This window comes from Cetobacterium sp. NK01 (assembly GCF_024506395.1).
Lineage (GTDB): Bacteria > Fusobacteriota > Fusobacteriia > Fusobacteriales > Fusobacteriaceae > Cetobacterium_A > Cetobacterium_A somerae_A.
Window position 1 is genome coordinate 1 of the sequence record NZ_JANIBO010000007.1, and the last position, 21,175, is coordinate 21,175.

The window sequence follows — 21,175 nt, forward strand, 5'->3', positions numbered from 1 at the left end:
ATGGAAGAACAAAGAAGTAAAAGGAATTATAAACTATTAGCGTTTATACCAATGTTTATATTCTTAGGACTTTATGTGGGGTGTGGTATTTATTTTACAATCAAAGGAGTAGAAAATCCATTTGGAAAAATGTCAAGATATATAGCAGTATTAATAGCTGTATGTGTAGGATTAGTTTGTTATGATAAAAAAGAATCTTTGGACAAAAAAATAGATATTTATGCAAGAGGTGCGGGTAAATCTGGAATTATGATTTTGGGAATTATAGTTCTTATGGCCGGTGGATTTCAGTCAGTTACTACTGCTATGGGAGGAAAGGCATCTATTGTTAATATGGGATTAAGTTTAATACCAACACATTTTTTAATTCCTGGAATTTTTATTATAACCTGTTGTATTTCTTTATGTATAGGAACTTCAATGGGGACACAAGTTGCAATGATTCCTGTAGCTATAGCTGTAGCTACAGGTGCGGGATTAGATGTTGCTATGGCAGGAGCTGCAACAATTGCAGGTGCATACTTTGGAGATAATCTTTCAATGATTTCAGATACTACTATTTGTGCTACAAAAGGTGTAGGAGCAGAAATGAAAGATAAATTTAAAATGAATTTTTTAATAGCTCTTCCAGCAGCTATTATTACTATATTTTTATATACTATTTATAGTATGGGAGCTATTACTGTAAGAGAAGTTGGAGAGCTACAATACAATATATTAGAGATATTACCTTATATAACAGTATTAATAACAGCTATTTTAGGAATAAATGTAATCTTAGTTCTTGGAATAGGGATAGTAATGTCAGGAATAATAGGAATCAGTTTAGGAAATCTAACATTTTTTGGATGGGCTATGGCAGTAAGTTCAGGAATGGAAGATATGTTTTTTTTAGCAATATTTGCAAGTCTTATTTCAGGAATGATAGAATTAATTAAATATTATGGAGGAATTGATTGGTTAGTTGAAATTCTAAAAAGTAAAATAAATGGAAGAAAAAGTTGTGAATATTTTATTTCATTAATTTCTATGACAGTTTCAGGTGCTACACTAAATAATCCTGTTGCTATTATCATAACAGCACCAATAGCGAAAGAATTAGGTAGTAGATATAAAATAGCTCCTAAAAGATTAGCAAGTATTTTAGATATATTTTCTTGTGCAATTTTGGGATTAGTTCCTCATGATAGTAGTGTCCTACTTTTACAAAAATATGGAGGAATAACATACCTACAAATGATGAAATACTCTTTTTACCCAATTTTATTGATGCTATTTACAATAATAACTATTCAATTTGGTCTTCTTAGAACAAAAGAGGAAAAGCAAAATGAAAATACAATAAGTAACGAAGAAAATTTTGAATATAAAGGGGAGCAAATATGATAACTGATAATAAAATTTTGAAACTAGCTGAAAAATACCAGGATTATATGATACAAATGAGAAGAAAATTTCATGAGAATCCAGAACTGTCAGGAGAAGAATTTAAAACTAAAGAGATTTTAATAGAAGAGTTTAAATCTATGGGAGTTCCTTATAAGGAGCTCCCAGGAACTGGGTTAATCGCAATTATTAAAGGAAATCATCCAGGAAAACATGTAGTGTTAAGAGCAGATATGGACGCTCTTCCTGTACTAGAAGAAGAAAATAATTTGATTCAAAAAAAAGTATGTATTTCTTTAATAAAAGGACTTTCACATGCATGTGGACACGATGCTCATATGGCAATTTTATTAGGAAGTATGAAAGTTTTAAAAGATATGCAAGAAGATTTAAAAGGAACTGTCTATTGTTGTTTTGAAGAAGGAGAAGAGACTAATTGTGGAGTAGATGCAATGTTAGAAGCCTTAAAGGAGTACCCAATAGATAGCTGTTTTGCTCTTCATGTATATAGTGCATTAGAGTCTGGAAAAATTAATATAGAACCAGGACCTAGAATGGCTGGAACAGTTGGGATTGGATTTTATGTACGTGGAAAGGCAGGTCATGGTTCAAGACCAGATTTAGCAGTAAATCCTATTATTCCTGCAGCACATATAGTGACTCAAATAGATTCAGCTTTTGTTAATCAAATTAATGCGGAGGAGACCGTAACTCTTGGAATATCGGTTTTTCAAGGCGGACAAGCAACAAATATTATTCCAAATGAGGTATTTATTGGAGGAACAGCTCGTTTCTTCAAAAAAGAAGAGGGAGAAAAAGCTTTAAAAATTATAAATACGATTGCCTCTAATACTGCAATATGTCACAGAAGTACAATAGAATTCGCAGAAAGAAATAAAATTAGTCTATATCCTGTTATAAATGATATGAAATGTGCTTTAGATATTCAAAATAAAATAAAAGAGATATGTGGAGATGATGTTCATAAAGAATGTTCAAAATGGTATGCTTCCGAGTGTTATGGAAAATACCTTGATAAATATCCAGGAGCTTTAGGATTTCTTGGAATAAACAACACTGAATTAGGAACAGGAGCTGAACATCATAATGGTAGATTTGACATTGACGAGTCTTCATTTATATTAGGAGTTTGTGCTGAAGTAGGATATGTTTTTTGCGACTAAAAAATGGAAGTGATGAAGGAGTAAATTAATGGAAGAGAAGAGAAACTTTAAAATGCCACATTTATTGTGGATAATGGTAGGATTAATTTTAATATCATGTTTTGCAACATATATTGTATCAGCAGGAAAATTTTCAGTAAATGATTTTGGAATCATAATGGGAGATAAATTTGAATTTCTAGATCATCAAACACCTGTAAGTCCTTGGAAAGCCTTTAATCTTATAAGGAGTGGACTTATAGGCTCAGCAACAATAATATTTGTAGTTATGGTTTCTGGAGCAAATATCAATGTTGTATTAGAAACAGGAGCCATAGATGATTTTATGAACTGGTCTATATATAGAATGAGGAATCATAAAAGCAAAAACATACTTATTAGTTTATTGTTTATACTTATGGCATATTTAGGGGGATTTGGAGGAACTGATGCACTTATAGCAGTAGTTCCTATCGGAATTTTATTTGCTAAAAAATTAAAGTTGGATCCTATTGTAGCTCTTGGAGTAACAACATTTGCTACATTAATAGGGTTTGGAACTGGACCTGCACAACAAGCTACTACACAAATGCTTATGGGAATTGCACCATATAGTTCATTTTTTACAAGATTTATTTGTATGAATTTTTTTATAGCTGTTGGAATTATAATGGTTCTATTATATGTAAAAAAAATAGAAAAAAATCCAAAATCTTCGTTGATGTACGACGAAGGATGGCGTCCAGAAAAATTGGAAGATGATAGTAACGAAACATCGATCTTAAAAGAAGTAAAAATGAGTTGGAGAACAATAGTTGTAATAGCGGTATTTTTTTGTCAATATCTTCTCATAGTTGCTTACCCTCTTTTAGGAGGAGATCCAAAACAGTTATATGACTTTATGATGGCAGTTATGTTCATCTCTATGATAATTATAGGATTTGTTGGAAAAATGACTCCAGAGGAATTAGGAAAATCTTTTGCTAAAGGACTTTCATCAATGGCTTTTGTTGGATTTGTAATTGGATTAGCAAGGGTAATATCACTTATTTTAGCAGATGGAAATATAATACATACAATAGTTTATGTTTTAACTAGACCATTATTAGAATTACCTAAAACAGTTTCGAGTATAGGTTTAACTATAATAGTTGCTTTAATGAATCCACTAATACCTTCAGCAACATCAAAAGCTGCTATATTAGTTCCTATTATAAAACCTGTTGCAGAAACATTAGGATTAAACTTAAATATAGCAGTTATGGCTTTTCAATTAGGAGATGGATTTACAAATTTAATTTCACCACTTTTAGGATGGATGATAGGATCATGTGTGCTTGCAAATGTTTCTTTTCAAAAGTGGTTTAAATGGACTTTTCCAAAAGTAATAATATTTCTTTTATTATCTTTTGTGTGGATATATGTATTAACAATAATGGGATGGACGGGAAGAATTTAATTTTTTTAAATATTTAAGGAGGAAAAATGAAAGTTATAGATACAAAAAAAGCTCCTGGAGCAATAGGACCATATTCACAAGGATTTATTATAGATAATTTAATATATAGGCCAAGCTCCGTTTTTTTCCCGAAATCATATCATTGAAAAAATAAAGCCTTAGAAATCTTCTAAGACTTTATTTTTAATGGACGCAAACCATCTTCACTCACAATTTTTTCTTCTTCAAAGATATATTTGCCCAAGAAATTTACATGGCTGCTTCCAAGAGGACTGACTCTTTTAAACTGCTCTTCATCAAACCAATCTTCCATTTTCACAGTTTTATGAACCTTTTCCAGATATCTTGAGTTCCAGGCTACAAGAACTCCAAGAAGGATATTAAGAGAGCTGGCTTTTTCCAGCTGATCCTCTATCGTGGACTCGTTTATTCTTCCATTTTTTCCAAAGTGTAGAATTCTTCCAACTGAGTTTATAGATTCCCCTTTATTCAGCATTTGTTGAACTTCTTTTCTAAGAGTTTTATCTGTAAAATATTCTAGAAGATAGATAGTTTTGAAAATTCTACCCAGCTCTTTAAGAGCCTTTGCAATAGCATTATCTCTGGCGTAGGACCCTATTTTCTGCATTATAAGAGAAGCTTTCACCTTTCCGCTTCTGATAGATTCAACCAGCCTCAATACTTCATGATAATTTTCAATTATTACCTTCTCGTTAATTTTTTTAAACAGAACATCTCCGACAGATATGTTATCAAAGTAATAAAGCTGCTGCTGTTCAGCGTTCTTTATTCTCGGTTTAAATTTGAAACCTAAAAGATATGTTAAGGCAAACATCTGCTCAGTATATCCGGCGGTATCGGTGGAATGCTCATAGATATTGAGATCTGTTCCATGATACAGCAGCCCATCCAGAACATGATTGCTGTCACGGCCTTGAAGCATTTGGACGTAATAAGGAGTATATTGATCATTTATGTGCCTATAGATTGCCCCGCCTCTGTTCCCATAATGAGTATTGTAGTCTGCATAGATAGTCTTTGAATTTATAGGGATTCTCATCCCGTCGGATGAAGATCTTCCACCATCGCCCCAGTTTTTAACTATGTTAAGGGAATGATGATAATTCACAAGGGATATTTGAGCTTTAGAAAGTGTGCTATGATTAAAATAATATTCATTAGTCCTTCTCAAAACTCCTTCATCGATGGAGCTCGATACAGCCATCTTTGAAAAACCTATGTTGTGTCCATTAGCTAAAAGAGTCGCTACTATGGATTTTTGTTTTCCAGTGGCACCCTGTTGTGAGTTCTCTTTAAAGCTATCTAAAAAATTTGTCCAGGTGTTCACTTCATAAATCATTTCAGTCATGGTAATCTTAGGAAAATAGCTGTAGATTTTGTCGCTGAAGAAATTTCTTTCATCTTTATCTATCTCAAAATTGAAATCCAATTTTTTAGGAAGAATAAACGAATTCTTGATTTCATTAAGAAATTTAACTGCCTCATCATCACTTCCTATCTCTACTGGTTCAATGAGATAATGGTCAAAACTATTGTACTTTGCACTTTCCCTTACAAAAAGATCTCCGGATCTTATATTATCACGAATGGTATAGAGCAAGGCAACCTCAATGATTTTTTTGCTATAGTCGTATTTTTTGATGTATCTCTGCCACTGTGTGCTGAAAAAATTGATATTAATCTCTAATCTTTTCCTGTTTTTATATGTGGGAAAGGAGTTTAAAAGCTTAACAAGTTCAGGTTTAGTGTTCGTATCAAAGTTTATGCATTCCAGCAGCTCATTGGTATAATTGAAGCTGTGATGAGATTTAAGAAGAAAATCTATATCTTCCATCTCATCTTCCTGGGAGTCCAGTTCCTCTTTCAGTGGCAGCAGAGAATCCTTATACTTCTTGAATTCATCGAACTCATTAATTTCAATAATCTCTTTCAGAATATCCTTGAGTCTATTGGAGTTATTTCTGTAATTCTGAAAGTTAAGTGCATTCTGCTTCTGAGTTTTTTTACGGCTCCGCTTCAGTACCTTATGGGCATAACTTGAGGTGACCTCTATTACCATATCAACAAAGTATCGCCTTCTGAAATACAGAAACATGGCAAGATAAGCATACTTCTTATTTTCATCTGCAAATCTTTGGATTCTAAACTTATCAGATTTTTGAATTTCTGTCAGAAAATATGATATTTTTGACTCTGATAGAAAACTTAAATCACAGTTACAATCTATTTCATCTATAAACTTTATCTTGGAAAGCAGCTCTTTAGCTCCAGTCGAGCTGATATTTACAGAAGTATTTTTTAACTGAGAAAAAACTGATTCTGGATCAGAACTATTCTCCAGCAATGTATCTAGTCTCCTTCGGTCTTTAAATTGCAGGAGGACTTCTTCATAGATTTTTTTCTCTGCTTTTATCCATGCCTTTGAAAGAATATCTTCAATCGTTGATATTCCGGGAGTAACAATTCTTATTTTTTTTACAATTCATCCAGAAACAAGAAAGCAGATTCTAAACCATTTGAAGCTCTCAAAGCTATATTCTCAGCTGTTTTTTCAATCCAGCTGTCCTTTTTGAATCTTGAAAATCCCAAAGTATCAGATATTTCTGCAAAATACCTTTTTCTAGTTATGTCATTACTGAGGTAATTACTTAAATTGAACTCTTGAACCTTAAGCTGCTCTCCTACATAGCTTAAGATTTCCAAGGGAATATCATTATTAAGTTGTCTTCCAAAGTTTTTTAAAAGAAGATACTGTAGAGCATAACCTATTTTTAGATAGGGTTTTTTGAGTCTTCCAATATGTGAAATCTCTTCCGAAGTAAGTGTAAAATTATCTACAATCTCTCTCTTTGCAGTTTTAAGAATAAAAAGTTCTCTCTTTTCCTTGTCAGTAAGAAAACGAAATTTAGTTGTTTTCATTTTTATCCTCTAACTCAGAAAGTCTCCTGTAGAGTGTGGCTTTAGAAACTCCTGTTTTCTTTATGATTTCCTGTACTGAATAATGTTCTGTATGGTAGAGAGCTAAGGCTTCTTTTACTTTTTCACTGTCTAAACGTGGTCTTCCACCAAGCCTTCCCCTGGATCTGGCATTTTTCACGCCTTCTTTCACTCTTTCAGTAATCAGTTCTCTTTCCAGTTCTGCAAAGATAGAGATCATACCTATCATAGCTCTTCCCACCGGGGAGTTGGTATCTATGCTTTCCTTAAGTGACACTAGAGAGATCCCTTCTGAATTAAATTTTTCTATCAATTCGATAAGATCTTTGGTCTTTCTTCCAAGCCTGGAAAGAGAAAATATCACAAGTGTGTCTCCTTTTCTCAGTTGCTCCAGTAGTTTAACAAATTCTTTTCTCTGCATATTCTTTCCAGTCGCTTTATCTGAAAATATTTTATCCACTCCATATTTGTCCAGTGCACTGATTTGCATTTCTAAATTTTGATCCGTAGTAGAAACTCTTGCATATCCAAATTTCATTAAAATAGCCTCCGTAACATATGTTTTTGATACATAGATTTTGAAAATATTATTGGCAATAGTTATGAAACTATTTTATCAAAATTTTGGTTTCAAAACTACCTTGAAATTTAAAGGTTCAAAACTGTAGTTTATGAGAAAAGAGATGGCGCTTGCTAAATGATGCCATCTCTTAAAAAAATTAAGTTTATAACAACTTTCAGCTAATTATAAAGCATGTCCACCAGATACTTTTATTACCTGTCCTGTTATCCACGAAGCTTTCTCTGAAGCAAAAAATAGAATCATATCTGCTATATCTCCAGGTTCTCCCAGTCTTCCAAGAGGAATTGAAGGAAGTACGCTGTTTTCTAATTCTGTATCTATATATCCAGTTTGAGTAGGACCTGGTGCCACTGTATTTACAGTTATCCCTAAATGTCCGACTTCTATGGCAATAGATCTTGTAAGAGCTTCAACTGCAGCCTTTGAAGATCCGTAGGCAATTACTCCCGGCATTACCTGGGCAGCATCTGTACTCATATTGATTATTCTTCCATGCAGTTTAGGTATTCCTGCCGTTAAATCTTTGCTAAGACTTCTATCTACCAATCTTTCCTGCAGTGAGGTTTCCTTAGGAGAATATCCGTAAAATTTGCTGAATCTTTTTACAAATTCCTGAATCATGAATATAAGCCCTTTTACATCAACATCATATCCGTCATTGATGTCTTTCTCGGTTATAGTAAATATAGTATCATTGACAGGATAACCGCAGGCATTATTAACTAAAACATTGACAGTACCAAATCTTTTTTCAACTGACTCAAAGATATCAGCAACATTTTCTTGTTTCCTGATATCTCCTTCTATTATCAAATAGTCAGAGGTTATTTTTTTTTTCCTCCTCAAGAGCTATACAATCTCTGGAAAGAGCTTCGTGATATCTGTCAAATCCGTTGCTGCCAATTTTGTCTTTATCATAAGAATGATTAAGCTTTTTATAAACCATCGCAACCTTCGCCCCCTCCCTTGCAAAAGCTAATGCAGTAGCAGCACCGATACCCTCAGGGTTATTAGTTCCCGTTATAAGAACAACCTTATCTTTTAATCCCAAATTCATAATTACACTCCTTTTTTCTTAGTTTTTATATAGATAGAATACCTTAGTTGCAATATTCTCTATAAACATTTTATCGTGTTCAATAAATAAAATAGTTGGTTTGTATTTTAAAATCATCTCCTCCAGCTTCTCTCTCATTTCCATGTCGATATAGTTAAGAGGTTCATCCCAGACAAGAAGGCTTGATTCTCTGAGCATTGTGCTTGCCAGATTTATCTTTTTCTTTTCCCCTTCGCTGAATAGCTTTAGTTTCTTGTTTAAAATATCACTGTAAACTCCAAAAGCGGAAAGCAGCTTCCTAAACTCAGCTTCATCTTCTCCAAGCTCCCTGATATATTCCTTCAAAGTGAGCTCTAAATATGTTGCTTCAAACTCCTGCTCCAGATAGACAACTCTTATATTATTGGGAATGAATATAATTCCAGTATATGGAATTTTCTTTTTTATAGCATTTATTATAGAGCTTTTCCCACATCCGTTAGGGCCTTTTAAACAGATACGCTCCCCATTTTTAAAGTCAGATTGAAGTTTTGTATAACTGTCTTTTCATCATAGCTTATATTCAGATTATTTACCGTCAAGATTGTATCTGCTTTATTTTTTTCTTTCAGAAATTTAAAAGAATGCTCTTTAGAAAGATCTAAAAGAAGTTCTTTTCTCTCCTCTATTTCTTTTTCTTTTCTATTCTTGATAGAAACAGCCCTTTTCATTATTCTGGCAGCCTGAGCACCGACATAACCCTTATCTACCATAGGAGATAAGTTTCTCTCTGAGGATTTTTGCTTTTCAGAATTGAAGCTCCAGTTTATTTTTTCTTTGGCAGATTCCTGTAAAAATCTGATCTCTTTTTTCAGCTCCTCATTTTTTTTGATAGCGCTCATTTCCTTGTTCTTCATTCATTTCCTGATAATATGGAAGGAAGCTGGATTTTGTAATGTAAACTTTATTTTTCTCCATTGCCAGGACATGATCTGAGATTGTATCTAAGAAATTTCTGTCATGAGAAACACAGAGAAATCCGCTTTTGCCATTCAGATACCTGGCTATCTGCTCCCTGCCTTCTATATCCAAATGATTTGTAGGTTCGTCAATAATGGGATAGCTGTCGTTTTTAAGAAATAATGAGAGCAGCTGAAATTTCGTTTTTTCTCCGCCGCTTAAAGTATTCCAGGATCTGGAGAGCATTTTTAAATCTAAATTTAACATCTCCATCTCTTTCTCGATTTTATTTTCTACAGTATATCCGCCGTATTTGCTATAAAGTTCTTCAGCTGTAGAATAGATCTCTATATTTTCTCCCTGAAAATCTTTAAGAGCCTTAGCTATGGTATCCTCCAAATTTTTGAAGGGAGCTATAAGATTTTTTACAATCTCTAATACGTCTTTTGTTTCATCCGGGATCTCTTTTGGAAAAAAATTGATTTCACACTCTTTGGAGATAGTGCCTTTACTAGAAACTAGCTCCCCTGACAACAGCTTCATAAATGTGGTTTTTCCTCTTCCATTTTTTCCAAAAATAACAGTTTTCCATTCCGTGTCTAAAATTAGATTTAAATCATTAAATATCTCTTTATAAGGATTATCATAGCTGAAATCTAATCTGTTTATTGTTATTTTGCTCATCTTTACCTCCAATATTTCTGGCATCTGGATAAACAAAAAAAGACCACTAGTCAGTAGTCTTCATAATTTTCATATTATAAAATTGTACTCTTACATTGCAATAATAAGACAAGCTGACTTTATGGTATTGAAAAAAATCCATACGCCCTAAAAATTTAGAGGTATAAAAAATTCAAGGGATTCCTTCCGTAAATCCTATGGTCAGTTTCTTATTCTACAGTTAAGCAAAAAATTACATTACAAAAAAGTGAAAATTTCACTAGATGCCAAAAATTATATTTAATTTTGATTAATTTTTAGCGTCTATCTTCATCTTTCACCTCCATTTTTTTTAAATTGTATCATATAAATAGATGATATACAAGAACTTAAATCTAAACTTTCTCAGTTTTCAATGATACGATTTCGGGAAAAAAACGGAGCTTGGCCTATACATCGGGGCAAATTCCAGTAGATCCTAAAACTGGAGAAATTGAAGCTAAAATAGAAGAACAAACTAGACAGAGTTGTGAAAATGTGAAAGCAATATTAGAAGCAGGAGGAAGTAATTTAGAAAAGGTATTTAAAACAACTTGTTTTCTAGCAGATATGAAAGATTTTGTTGCTTTTAATAAAATTTATGAGGAATATTTTGTTTCTAAACCTGCTAGGAGTTGTGTGGCAGTAAAAGAATTACCAAAGGGAGTTTTATGCGAAATAGAGGTAATAGCATTGATAAAATAAAATTTTAAGGAGAAATATAATCAATGGAAATTATTATGATTGGAAGTCATTTGTGTCAAGATACTTTATATGCTCTTTATAAATTAAAAGAACAAAATGTGACTATTAATTTTAAAAATATAGCTACAGACTTTGCAGTTTTAAAAGAATACATAAAGATATATACTGAAAATGAGTTATACGAAGAAGTTAGAAAAAATGGGAAGTTAGGAATTCCGTTTTTCCAATTAGAAGATGGTGGATATACTCTTAACTTAGAAGAAGTTTTAGAGAAATTATAAAGGAGTAAAAATGGATAAACAGAATTTTATAAAAGAATATGCTGTAGATCGTCATAATAGTAATTCTTATAAATGGGATGATCTAAAAAATAGATTTGGAAAAGACGATTTAATCTCAATGTGGATTGCAGATATGGATTTTAAAACAAGTAATAAAATAATAGAAAGTATGATTGAAAGAATAAAAAATGGTGTATTTGGTTATTCTTTTTTACCAAATGAATATTATATTGCATTTTCAAAATGGATGGTTGAAAGACATAAATTAGAGTTAGATAAAGAATGGATACGGTTTTCAACTGGAGTTGTAACTTCTATAAGTTGGATGATAAATGCATTTACACAAGAAGAAGATGCTTGTTTAATATTAACACCAGTGTATCCACCATTTCATAATACAATTACAAATAATAACAGACGGTTAGTAACCGTTGACTTAATAAATAATAATGGATATTTTACAATGGATTATGAAGAAATAGAAAAAGTAATAGCTGAAAATAAAATAAAAATGTTTATTCATTGTTCACCGCATAATCCTGTTGGAAGAGTTTGGAAAGAAAAAGAATTAGAGAAAATATTTGATATTTGTAAAAAATATAATGTTTTAATAGTAAGTGATGAAATACATCAAGATATAATTTTAAAGGAACATAAATTTATACCAGCAATGTTAGTAGAAAACGGAAAATATAATGATAATTTAATTGTATTATCATCTGCATCAAAAACATTTAATTTAGCTGGATTAATTCATTCACATATACTTATTTATAATGAAGATCTACGAAATAAATATGATAATTATATAAAGAGAATAAATAGAACAGAAGTCAACATAATTGGAGCGATTGCTACTCAAACTGGATATGAACATGGAAAAGAATGGTTAGAAAATATTTTAGAAATTATTCAAAATAATTATGAATATATGAAATCAGAATTTGAAAAAAAAGCTTCTGAGATTGTAATTTCACCTTTAGAAGGAACATATTTAGTTTTTATAAACTTACAAGGGTATATAAAGGCAGAAAATATTAAGGATTTTATTCAAAATAAGTGTAATTTAGCAGTAAATTATGGGGAAACTTTTGGAGAAAATTTTGGGGGGTTCATACGACTTAATTTAGCTACTAATCCAGAATATATAAAAATAGCAGTAAAAAATATATTAACTGAGATAAAAAAATTAAAATAAGTATAAAAACTGAGTTTAAAACTCAGTTTTTTTCATATGAAATACCTTATTTAGACTATACTTTTAAATTTATTAGTTACTTATAAATTTCTTAATATATTTATAAATAAAAGTTACTATGATACATTATATTAAATAAAAATTTAGTATTTTTTAACACAATTAAAAAGGAGGAAATAATTTGGACTTAATAAAATTAATAAGTATTTTTTGTGTGATATTAATTTTTATAAAATTAAACAAACCATTATATATATCTATTAGTACGGGAATATTTACCTGTATACTAATGTATAATATTCCAATTAAAGAATCGCTAAAACTTATAGTAAAAGGATTTGTTGATAGCAATACAACAAATCTTATCTTAGCATTTTATACAATAACTTTTATTCAAAGAATGATGGAAAATAGAGGGTTTCTTTTATTGGCAGAAAAAACTTTATATGCAATATTTAATAGTAAAAGAGTAAATGCTATGGTTGCACCATTTATAATAGGAATACTTCCATCTCCTGGAGCAGTATTAATAGCAGCACCTATTGTTGAAAATTCAGCTGGAAATCATTTGGAAATAGAAGAGAAAGCCTTTGTAGCAAGTCATTTTAGACATATATCAGAATCATTTTTACCTACATATTCTTCGATACTTTTAGCATTGAGATTAGGTAACATAAATACAAGTAAATTTGTATTTTATATGATTCCAATGGTCATCTTGTTATTTTTGCTAGGATATTTTTTTTATATAAAGAAAATTCCTAAAGAGGAGTATGTAAAAGATAACATCAACAAAATAAATGAGACAAAAAAACTTATGAAATATCTATGGCCTATAATTTTAGTTATAACTTTAATTTTAGGATTTAGACTTCCAGTATATTATGCAACTATTATAACAATAATGATTTTTGCTATAATAGGAAAATTTAAAATCTTAGAACTTATTCCAATGTTAAAAACATCTTTTGAATTAAAACTCATTTTGAGTACAATCACCATAATGATTTTTTCAAAGTTTATATCATATGTGGGTATAATAAATAAACTTCCTACATATTTTAATAAATTAGATATTGCTCCAATATATATTTTTGTAATTATATTTATGATATCTACATTAATGGCGGGGTCTCAAGCTACAATAGCGCTTGTTATTCCATTAGCTTTTGCAACAATTCCATCTGGTGGAATTCCTTTGATGATTTTATTGATGTGTATAACTTATATTACGATGCAAATTTCACCAACACATATATGCTTAGCTGTAGTAACAGAACATTTTAATATAACTTTTATTGAACTTTTTAAAAAAACATTTTTTATATTTATAATATTTACTATATCAAGTTTTGCATATTTTTTCTTATTAACTAAAATTATTTAAACAAAAAATACCTATAATAAAAATATATGAACAAATAAATTTATTTTGACTTTAAATTTTATATTTATTATAAAAATAGGGTATACATTATGTATACCCTAATCTTTTCAAAGGTCTTAAAATCGATTTTACGAGGTCGTTTTTTTCAGCTTTTTTTAAATTTAATTATTAATAGAAATTTATACTTTAAATATTAAGTTCTGCAACAACTTTGTTCATATCACTATCAGTAATACCTAAATATAGAAGTGTAGTAGATTGACTACTATGATTTAATCTTTTCATAATAAGTTCTAGCTTGTACCCTTTAGAATATGCTAAATTTCCCCAAGTTTTTCTCATAGTATGAGTTCCTACACGAATACTTAAATTTTCGTCAAATACTGCTATTTTAAAATATTTATCAACTGCCTGTCTAGTTATATGATTTTTACTTTTACTAGTTCTATTCCCTTCTCCAACAAAAAGAAATGGATTATCTTCAGATACTATAGCTTTTTTTCTTAATTCAAGAGCTTCTTTAAGAGCGATAGATGTATTTTCATTTATTTTTACATGATTAACTTTTCCAGTTTTCTTATCAATGGCTAGATAGTTTCCAGTTAAAAGATAATTTTTAGCTTGATCTACAGTAATTTTTAAAACATCAGAAACTCTAAGAGCTAAATTAACTCCAACTTTCCATACCAGGAAACAAGTAGGATTAATTTCAGCCAATCTATTTTCAAATATTTTTAAATCTATCTCATTTTTAAACCCTTCAACAGTATTTTTCATGATTTTCACAACATCCTTATTTTATTGATATTTCTAGTTTACGTTTTTATCTATAAAATAGATTATACAGGTAATAAGGTAAGTAGTCAATAAAATATGAGTTTTCTAGTTGCTATAATTATATTTTGTAAACTAGAGCTGAGGTAATAAAAAATAGTTTAGATTTTATAATCTTAAATATATTTTAAAGAAAAAATCTAAAATTAATAAAGGGATGATTTTTTTAATCATCCCTAAAAATATAAAAGATAGTAGCTCACAAAATAATATCCGTCGTTTTTCATTTTTCTTATATAACATCATTATGAATGCATACTCTAAATGCTCACATATGCATATTAGTAATTTTTCTTGTAAATTTAGATAGCTACCATATTTTCATCTAAAATAATTTCTTCTTATTAAAATTTTTTTATATTTTTACCTCTATTTAACTCAATCTCTTTTATTTATCTTTTTAATTCATATATTTTTTTTTCTAAAATCTCTCCTATCAATATAACTTTATTTTGATTTAGTTTTGGATTTACAACTGCACTCATAACATATTCTCCATTATTTATATAGATTTCTGCTACACATTTGTCTACTATAACTCTTAACTCAATGCTTGGTTCTTTTATTTCTAAATTTAGTTCTCTTTTTAATCCAAATGTTTCTAATACTTTAAAATCATTTATAATATCACTTCTATCTAAAATAATTTTATTCTCTTTAAAATCAAAATGTAACTTTAATCCAACTCCATTATTCTCAAATAATATCAAAGTAAAATCTTTATCTGTACCTATTTTTAAATTTAAATCATACTGATTTTTATTATCTAATTCTGAAAACTCTCCAAGTTCTTTATTTCTATATTTTTCTATCTCCTTTACTGGCATTTGATATAATTTCCCATCTTTATAATTTAACTCTCTTGGAATTGTCATTATTCCTGTAAAGTTTTCACCTGGTAAAGGTGCATGGTTTACTAACCATCCGATTAAAACTCTTCTACCTTTTTCATCTAAAAAACTTTGAGGTGCATAGAATTCAAATCCGTTGTCTAACCTTTTTAAATCACTATGAAGAAACTCTTTTTTCTCATAATCAAAATCACCTAAATAATAACCTGCTATATGAACTTGACCATCTGTTCCAATTCCTTGAGGACTAAATACAAGAACTTCTTTTCCACCAATTTCAAATAGATCTGGACACTCCCACATAAATCCCATATTGGCTTCTTTTAACTCTGTAAAAATATTCCAATTTTTTAAATCATCTGATTCATACATAAGTATTTTTCCACCAGCTTGATCTTTTGCCCCTAAAACCATATAGTATTTTCCATCTGTTTCCCATACTTTTGGATCTCTTATATGAGCTGTACAAGTTTTTTCTGGAATTGGTACTTCTAATTTTGCAACTTTTTCAAAATTAATTCCATCTTTTGATTTAGCTAAAATTTGAGTTGATATTAAGTCATCATCTCCTACTGTTATTGTATTTCCAAATTCATTTAATCTTTTAGTAGTCATTTCTACACCTGTATAAAATAGATGTAATTCATTATCTTTCACAAAAGCACTTCCAGAGAAACATCCATCAATGTCACCAAGCTCTTTACTATCAGGATATAATGCATGTTCTAGATGTTCCCATGCAAAAAGATCCTTACTTTTAGCATGCCCCCAAGTCATATTTCCCCAATAACAATTTTCTGGATTATGTTGATAAAATATATGATACTCTCCATTAAAATGTGATAACCCATTTGGGTCATTCATCCAATTTTTTTCTGGTGTAAAATGAAATAATGGTCTTTTACTCATTAGGCTTCTCCTTGTATAATTTTAATACTTTCTAACTCTATTTTTCTTAATCTTCTTTTTCTAAAGAACAGTGCAATCATTATAGCAACTGTCCATAATATCATTAAGTAACTTTTTAAATTACTATAATTTTGTGTTACTAAACCTAATTTTGAGAATATTAAGTAAAACGAAATCATAAATGTTACTATTAACGTTGCAACTTCATATTGCTTATCCCAAGGTGTTAATTCAACTACATTTTTATCTTTTAAAATAAAAGGCTCTTTTCTTGGGTATTTTTTTCCAATAGCTAACATTATTCCACAACAAATTACAAATAAAATTGCCAATTGATGTAAAAAATGTAAATCTGGTTTTACCACAAGTTGTAACATTGCATATGATGAAACAAAAATAATTAAAGCAATTTTTGCTGCTATTGCAGGAACTCTTTTTGTTGTATATCCAATAAATATTATTGTAAATATTGGTACACTAAAAAATCCATTTACTGTTTGCAAATATTGGAAAAGGCCATTTGGAGCATTCATTATCATAGGTGCTATAAACATCGATATCAATGCTACTAAAAATCCAAATAGTTTGCCTTTATTTACAATCTCTAAGTCACTTTTATTTTTTCCAAACTTCGGTTTATATATATTTAAACTAAAAAGAGTTGCAGCACTATTTAAAACACTATTATATGAACTTAAAACTGCTCCAAACATAACTGCAGCAAAGAATCCTAAAAGATAATTTGGCATAAGATCTCTTACTAAATAAGAATAAGTTAAATCTGCATCAGAGATTGTATCACCATATATATGATAACCAATTATTCCAGGAATAATAACCATTAAAGGTGTTAATATCTTTAAAAATCCTGCTATCATAACTCCTTTTTGTCCCTCTTTTAAATTCTTAGCTCCTAAAGCTCTTTGAATTATTCCTTGATCTGTACCCCAGTAATATAAGTTAACTAAAATCATTCCAGTAAAGAGTGTTGAAAACGGTAATGAATCGCTACTTTTTCCTATAGCATCAAATTTTTCTGGATGAGATTCTACAAGTTTTATAACTCCATGAAAAAAATCACCCTTACCTATAAATTTAAATCCTAAATATGGAACAGCCAATCCTCCAATTATAAGTCCTATTCCATTTAATGTATCTGAAAAAGCTACCGCTTTTAATCCACCAAATATAGCATAGATTGCACCTATTATTCCAATTGCCCAAACTGTTATCCAAATACTTGCTGTATGACTTACATTTAGCATTCCTGGAATATCAAATAGTTGACTTAAAACTAAAGCACCTGCGTATAAAGTTGGTGGTAATGCACTGAGTAAATAACTTACTAGAAAAAGATAAGTTACAAATTGCTTAACACTAGAATCGAATCGTTCTTCTAAAAATTCTGGTATAGTCGTAAGTCCTCCTTTTAAATATCTTGGAACTAAAAACATTGCAACTAGAACTAGAGTTATTCCAGAACAAACTTCCCAACCCATAACTGACATATTATATACATAAGATTGTGCACTCATTCCTGAAAAATTTACTGGACTTAAATTTGTAAGCATTAAAGATCCTGCTATGAAACCACCTGTTAAACTCCTTCCACCCAAAAAGTACCCGTCATTTGTTGTTAGGTTATCACCTTTTGTTTTAAAATATGTTAGTGTTGCTACTAACAATGTGAAAAAAATGAAAGATATTATCATTAACATCTTTTTGTTACCCCCCCTGTTAATTTATTTTTTGAAATTGCATGAATATTATGTAAACGAATTCATATGCTGTAAAAATTAAAAGATAAGAATCTCTTATCTTTAATTTATTTAAAGAATTTTACTGTTGAATCTCTTGGAATCAATCTAGGTAATATCTCTATATGCTTTATCTCTTTATTACCACTTTTCGCTTCCATCATTAACCTTTCAAATGCCAAAAATGCAATCTCCCTTACTGGCTGTGCTACTGTTGTTATAGATAAATAACTTGTAAAGCTTATATTATCAAAACCTGCTACTGCAATATCCTCTGGAACTTTTATCCCCTTGTCTCTAAAAAAGTTTATAACTTCCATAGCAACAATATCATTTCCTGTAAATATAGCCGTAAAATCAAACTTCTTATGCTTTTTTAAATATTTTTCTAAAGAACTATATACAGCTTCTTTTATATTGATAGATGAATAATTATAGAAATCTATACAATTTTCATCTTTTAAATTTACATTTAAACTTGCTAAGCCATCTTTGAAACCTTTAAATTTATCATCTTTATTTCCGATATATCCAATTTTTTCATGTCCTAAACTTACAAAATGTTTTGCTAAAAGTTCTCCACCAACTTTATGATTAATTGATACTCCAGAAAAATTTTGTGATAATTTCCCCATAGTCACAACTGGAATCTTATTTTCAATTAACTTTTTTGAATAGTTTTCTTCATTATCTAAAGGTGATAACACTACTCCTAATGGCTTATACTTTAATATATTGTCTATCAATTTTTTTTCTTTATGTTCATTTCCTTGACTATTCATAAAAATTACTTCATAGCCACTTTGATAAGCTTCATTTTCTATTACATTCAAAATTTCAGCAAAATATGGATTTGATATATCAGGTAATATAACAGCTATTACAGAACTTTTTTTACTTGATAAGGCTTTAGCAGCACTATTTACTTTGTAACCAAGTTCTTCTATTACATCTAAAACTTTTTGTCTCGTATATGGTTCAACATATGTACTACCATTTATAACTCTTGAAACTGTTGCTTGAGAAACTTCAGCTTTCAAAGCTACATCTTTCATCTTAACCATGAAAAAACTCCTTTCTGTATGAAAACGCATACTTTTAATAAATATTTGATTTTATTATAATACCAAAAGTTTATTTTTGCAACATTTTTTAATTTTTTTAATAAAAATTATTTTTTTATAAAATTTATGTTGCATATAAAAATATTATGTGTTATAAATGATTATATAAACAATAAACGAACATAATATTTTTTTATATGACTATGAAATCGCTTTCATTATGTAAGAAAAAGGAGGGTAATATGAATTTTAAAAACTTTAAAACAATTAACTGGATGTATTGGCCATCTCTTATACTTTTTATAGCTTTGGTTTTCTATCCGTTTGCCCATGGAATAAGAATATCTTTTACTGACTGGAATGGATTTTCTCAAGGATATAATTATGTGGGAATGGCAAACTTTAAAAGACTTTTTATTGATAATAACTTTTTTATATCTTTTAAAAATACTATTATTTATGGAGTTGGAAGTACAATACTTCAACAAGTAATCGGTATTAGTTATGCTTTACTTTTAAATAAAGATTTTAAAGGAAGAAATCTTTTAAGAGCAGTTATATATCTACCTGTTCTAATTTCTGGACTTATTATGGGATATATGTGGTACTTCATTTTCCAATATAGTGATGGTGCTTTAAATGATATACTTTTATACTTTAATAAGGAAGCTAATGATTGGTTAGGTGACCCTAAATTTGGTGTATGGATAATTGTATTCGTTAATAGTATTCAATATTGTGGTGTTTCTATGGTTATATATCTTGCAGGTCTTCAATCTATATCTAAATCTTATTATGAAGCAGCTGATATAGATGGTGCTACTGCTATACAAAAGTTTTTCAATATAACGTTACCTCTTTTAAAACCAGCTATTATAACAAGTTTTACTATAAACTTAATCGGTGGTTTAAAATTATTTGATGCTATAAAAGCTTTAACAAATGGAGGACCCGGATATTCATCAAACTCTATTTCAACTCTTGTTAATGTTGCATACTTTAGATCACAAATGGCTGGATATGCTTCTTCTATGGGACTTGCTTTATTTATATTTATAGTTTTTATAACAATAATTATTCAAAAGAAATTTACTGTTAAAGAGGGTGAATTATAGTGAACTTTATTAAACATAATTTAAAAAAATTAATTTTTGGAGCTTTTGTAATTATTCTTGGTTCTATTCATCTAATACCTATATATATAACTACAACAGTTGCTTTTAAGAAAAAAACAGATTTAAGCTCTAGATGGCTTTTACCTACGGAATTATATTTTGATAACTTTATACATGCTTTTGAAAAAGCTGAACTACTTCTTGCTATGAAAAATAGTTTTATTATAACTGCTTGTTCTATAGTTTTAATAACTACACTTGGAGCATTAGCTGCATATCCATTAGCAAGACATAAAAGTGTTACAAACAAAGTTATTCTAAATTTAATTCTAGCGGTTATGATGGTTCCACCGCTTAGTATTTTGGTACCTTTATTAACTACCTTAACAAGAATTCATGGAATAAATACTTATTGGGGAATTATTTTAACATTAACAACTTTTAATCTACCACTTAGTATTTTCTTATACAGTAACTTTATTCATACTATACCAAAAGAGTTAGAGGAAGCTGCTATGATTGATGGTTGTAGTAAATTTAGAACTTTCCGTACAGTTATATTTCCACTTTTAAAACCTATAACAGCTACTGTTATTATATTAACTGGTGTTGGAATTTGGAATGACTACCAATTTTCAGTTTATCTTTTACAATCACAAAAGATGAAAGTCGTTACTTTAGCTATATCATCATTTTTTAGTACATCTTCATCAAATCTAGGAGCTGCTGCTGCTGGAGCAATTATTGCTGTTTTACCTGTAATTGTTTTATATATATTCCTACAAAGATATTTCATTGCTGGAATGACAAGTGGATCAATAAAATAA

At 29.6% G+C, this 21,175-nt stretch carries 21 protein-coding genes; 9 read left to right on the forward strand and 12 right to left on the reverse strand.

Annotation, left to right across the window (positions count from 1 at the left end):
• The 3 genes from NON08_RS14360 to NON08_RS14370 all read left to right on the forward strand — a co-directional run.
• The coding region (locus NON08_RS14360) for a Na+/H+ antiporter NhaC family protein (RefSeq protein ID WP_256692295.1) at nucleotides 1-1,386 on the forward strand (1,386 nt) is incomplete at its 5' end.
• Nucleotides 1,383-2,570 carry an amidohydrolase gene (locus NON08_RS14365; protein WP_256692296.1) on the forward strand — a complete coding sequence of 396 codons (1,188 nt, stop codon included), beginning with the start codon at nucleotides 1,383-1,385 and terminating at the stop codon, nucleotides 2,568-2,570. The genes NON08_RS14360 and NON08_RS14365, both read left to right, overlap by 4 nt.
• 28 nt (nucleotides 2,571-2,598) lie before the next feature.
• The gene (locus NON08_RS14370; protein ID WP_256692297.1) at nucleotides 2,599-4,008 is read left to right on the forward strand and encodes an AbgT family transporter; all 1,410 of its coding nucleotides are present in this window, start codon (nucleotides 2,599-2,601) and stop codon (nucleotides 4,006-4,008) included.
• A 169-nt stretch (nucleotides 4,009-4,177) separates the two neighbouring features.
• Here the strand turns inward: NON08_RS14370 and NON08_RS14375 are convergent, their stop codons facing one another.
• The 8 genes from NON08_RS14375 to NON08_RS14410 all read right to left on the reverse strand — a co-directional run bounded on the left by NON08_RS14375 (nucleotide 4,178) and on the right by NON08_RS14410 (nucleotide 10,229).
• Nucleotides 4,178-6,373, reverse strand: coding sequence for a Tn3 family transposase (locus tag NON08_RS14375; RefSeq protein ID WP_256692298.1), 2,196 nt, complete (start codon nucleotides 6,371-6,373; stop codon nucleotides 4,178-4,180).
• Between the two features lie 131 nt (nucleotides 6,374-6,504).
• Nucleotides 6,505-6,948 (reverse strand): DUF4158 domain-containing protein, encoded by a 444-nt coding sequence (locus NON08_RS14380; RefSeq protein ID WP_256692299.1) that lies wholly within the window; start codon nucleotides 6,946-6,948, stop codon nucleotides 6,505-6,507.
• A complete protein-coding gene (locus NON08_RS14385) occupies nucleotides 6,935-7,504 on the reverse strand; it encodes a recombinase family protein (protein WP_256692300.1) in 570 nt (189 codons plus the stop codon). The genes NON08_RS14380 and NON08_RS14385 overlap by 14 nt, the downstream gene beginning before the upstream one ends.
• Nucleotides 7,505-7,711: 207 nt before the next feature.
• Nucleotides 7,712-8,362, reverse strand: a complete 651-nt coding sequence (locus NON08_RS14390) for an SDR family NAD(P)-dependent oxidoreductase (protein WP_256692301.1) — start codon at nucleotides 8,360-8,362, stop codon at nucleotides 7,712-7,714.
• A gap of 4 nt (nucleotides 8,363-8,366) precedes the next feature.
• Nucleotides 8,367-8,606, reverse strand: coding sequence for a hypothetical protein (locus NON08_RS14395; protein ID WP_256692302.1), 240 nt, complete (start codon nucleotides 8,604-8,606; stop codon nucleotides 8,367-8,369).
• Nucleotides 8,607-8,624: 18 nt separating this feature from the next.
• Complete coding sequence (locus NON08_RS14400; RefSeq protein ID WP_256692338.1) at nucleotides 8,625-9,104, reverse strand: ATP-binding cassette domain-containing protein; 480 nt, start codon at nucleotides 9,102-9,104, stop codon at nucleotides 8,625-8,627.
• Nucleotides 9,095-9,502, reverse strand: a complete 408-nt coding sequence (locus tag NON08_RS14405; protein WP_256692303.1) for a hypothetical protein — start codon at nucleotides 9,500-9,502, stop codon at nucleotides 9,095-9,097. Before NON08_RS14405 ends, NON08_RS14400 begins: the two co-directional genes overlap by 10 nt.
• Nucleotides 9,465-10,229 (reverse strand): ATP-binding cassette domain-containing protein, encoded by a 765-nt coding sequence (locus tag NON08_RS14410; protein WP_256692304.1) that lies wholly within the window; start codon nucleotides 10,227-10,229, stop codon nucleotides 9,465-9,467. Before NON08_RS14410 ends, NON08_RS14405 begins: the two co-directional genes overlap by 38 nt.
• 423 nt (nucleotides 10,230-10,652) lie before the next feature.
• Between NON08_RS14410 and NON08_RS14415 the strand changes: the two genes are divergently transcribed.
• The 4 genes from NON08_RS14415 to NON08_RS14430 all read left to right on the forward strand — a co-directional run bounded on the left by NON08_RS14415 (nucleotide 10,653) and on the right by NON08_RS14430 (nucleotide 13,818).
• Entirely contained in the window at nucleotides 10,653-10,952 is a 300-nt protein-coding gene (locus NON08_RS14415; protein ID WP_256692305.1) for a Rid family detoxifying hydrolase, read from the forward strand.
• A 23-nt stretch (nucleotides 10,953-10,975) separates the two neighbouring features.
• Nucleotides 10,976-11,233, forward strand: coding sequence for a glutaredoxin (locus NON08_RS14420; RefSeq protein WP_256692306.1), 258 nt, complete (start codon nucleotides 10,976-10,978; stop codon nucleotides 11,231-11,233).
• Nucleotides 11,234-11,243: 10 nt separating this feature from the next.
• Entirely contained in the window at nucleotides 11,244-12,431 is a 1,188-nt protein-coding gene (locus NON08_RS14425; RefSeq protein ID WP_256692307.1) for a MalY/PatB family protein, read from the forward strand.
• Between the two features lie 181 nt (nucleotides 12,432-12,612).
• On the forward strand, nucleotides 12,613-13,818 hold the full coding sequence (locus NON08_RS14430) for a DUF401 family protein (RefSeq protein WP_256692308.1): 1,206 nt from the start codon (nucleotides 12,613-12,615) through the stop codon (nucleotides 13,816-13,818).
• Nucleotides 13,819-14,004: 186 nt separating this feature from the next.
• Here NON08_RS14430 and NON08_RS14435 read toward each other — a convergent pair whose 3' ends face one another.
• The 4 genes from NON08_RS14435 to NON08_RS14450 all read right to left on the reverse strand — a co-directional run bounded on the left by NON08_RS14435 (nucleotide 14,005) and on the right by NON08_RS14450 (nucleotide 19,233).
• Nucleotides 14,005-14,595, reverse strand: coding sequence for a tyrosine-type recombinase/integrase (locus tag NON08_RS14435; RefSeq protein ID WP_256692309.1), 591 nt, complete (start codon nucleotides 14,593-14,595; stop codon nucleotides 14,005-14,007).
• A gap of 449 nt (nucleotides 14,596-15,044) precedes the next feature.
• Nucleotides 15,045-16,412 carry a glycoside hydrolase family 32 protein gene (locus NON08_RS14440; protein ID WP_256692310.1) on the reverse strand — a complete coding sequence of 456 codons (1,368 nt, stop codon included), beginning with the start codon at nucleotides 16,410-16,412 and terminating at the stop codon, nucleotides 15,045-15,047.
• Entirely contained in the window at nucleotides 16,412-18,130 is a 1,719-nt protein-coding gene (locus tag NON08_RS14445; protein ID WP_256692311.1) for a solute:sodium symporter family transporter, read from the reverse strand. Before NON08_RS14445 ends, NON08_RS14440 begins: the two co-directional genes overlap by 1 nt.
• A gap of 107 nt (nucleotides 18,131-18,237) precedes the next feature.
• The gene (locus NON08_RS14450) at nucleotides 18,238-19,233 is read right to left on the reverse strand and encodes a LacI family DNA-binding transcriptional regulator (RefSeq protein ID WP_256692312.1); all 996 of its coding nucleotides are present in this window, start codon (nucleotides 19,231-19,233) and stop codon (nucleotides 18,238-18,240) included.
• 242 nt (nucleotides 19,234-19,475) lie between these two features.
• Here NON08_RS14450 and NON08_RS14455 point away from each other — a divergent pair, with 242 nt between their 5' ends.
• Nucleotides 19,476-20,348, forward strand: coding sequence for a carbohydrate ABC transporter permease (locus NON08_RS14455; protein WP_256692313.1), 873 nt, complete (start codon nucleotides 19,476-19,478; stop codon nucleotides 20,346-20,348).
• Nucleotides 20,348-21,175 carry a carbohydrate ABC transporter permease gene (locus NON08_RS14460; RefSeq protein ID WP_256692314.1) on the forward strand — a complete coding sequence of 276 codons (828 nt, stop codon included), beginning with the start codon at nucleotides 20,348-20,350 and terminating at the stop codon, nucleotides 21,173-21,175. The genes NON08_RS14455 and NON08_RS14460 overlap by 1 nt, the downstream gene beginning before the upstream one ends.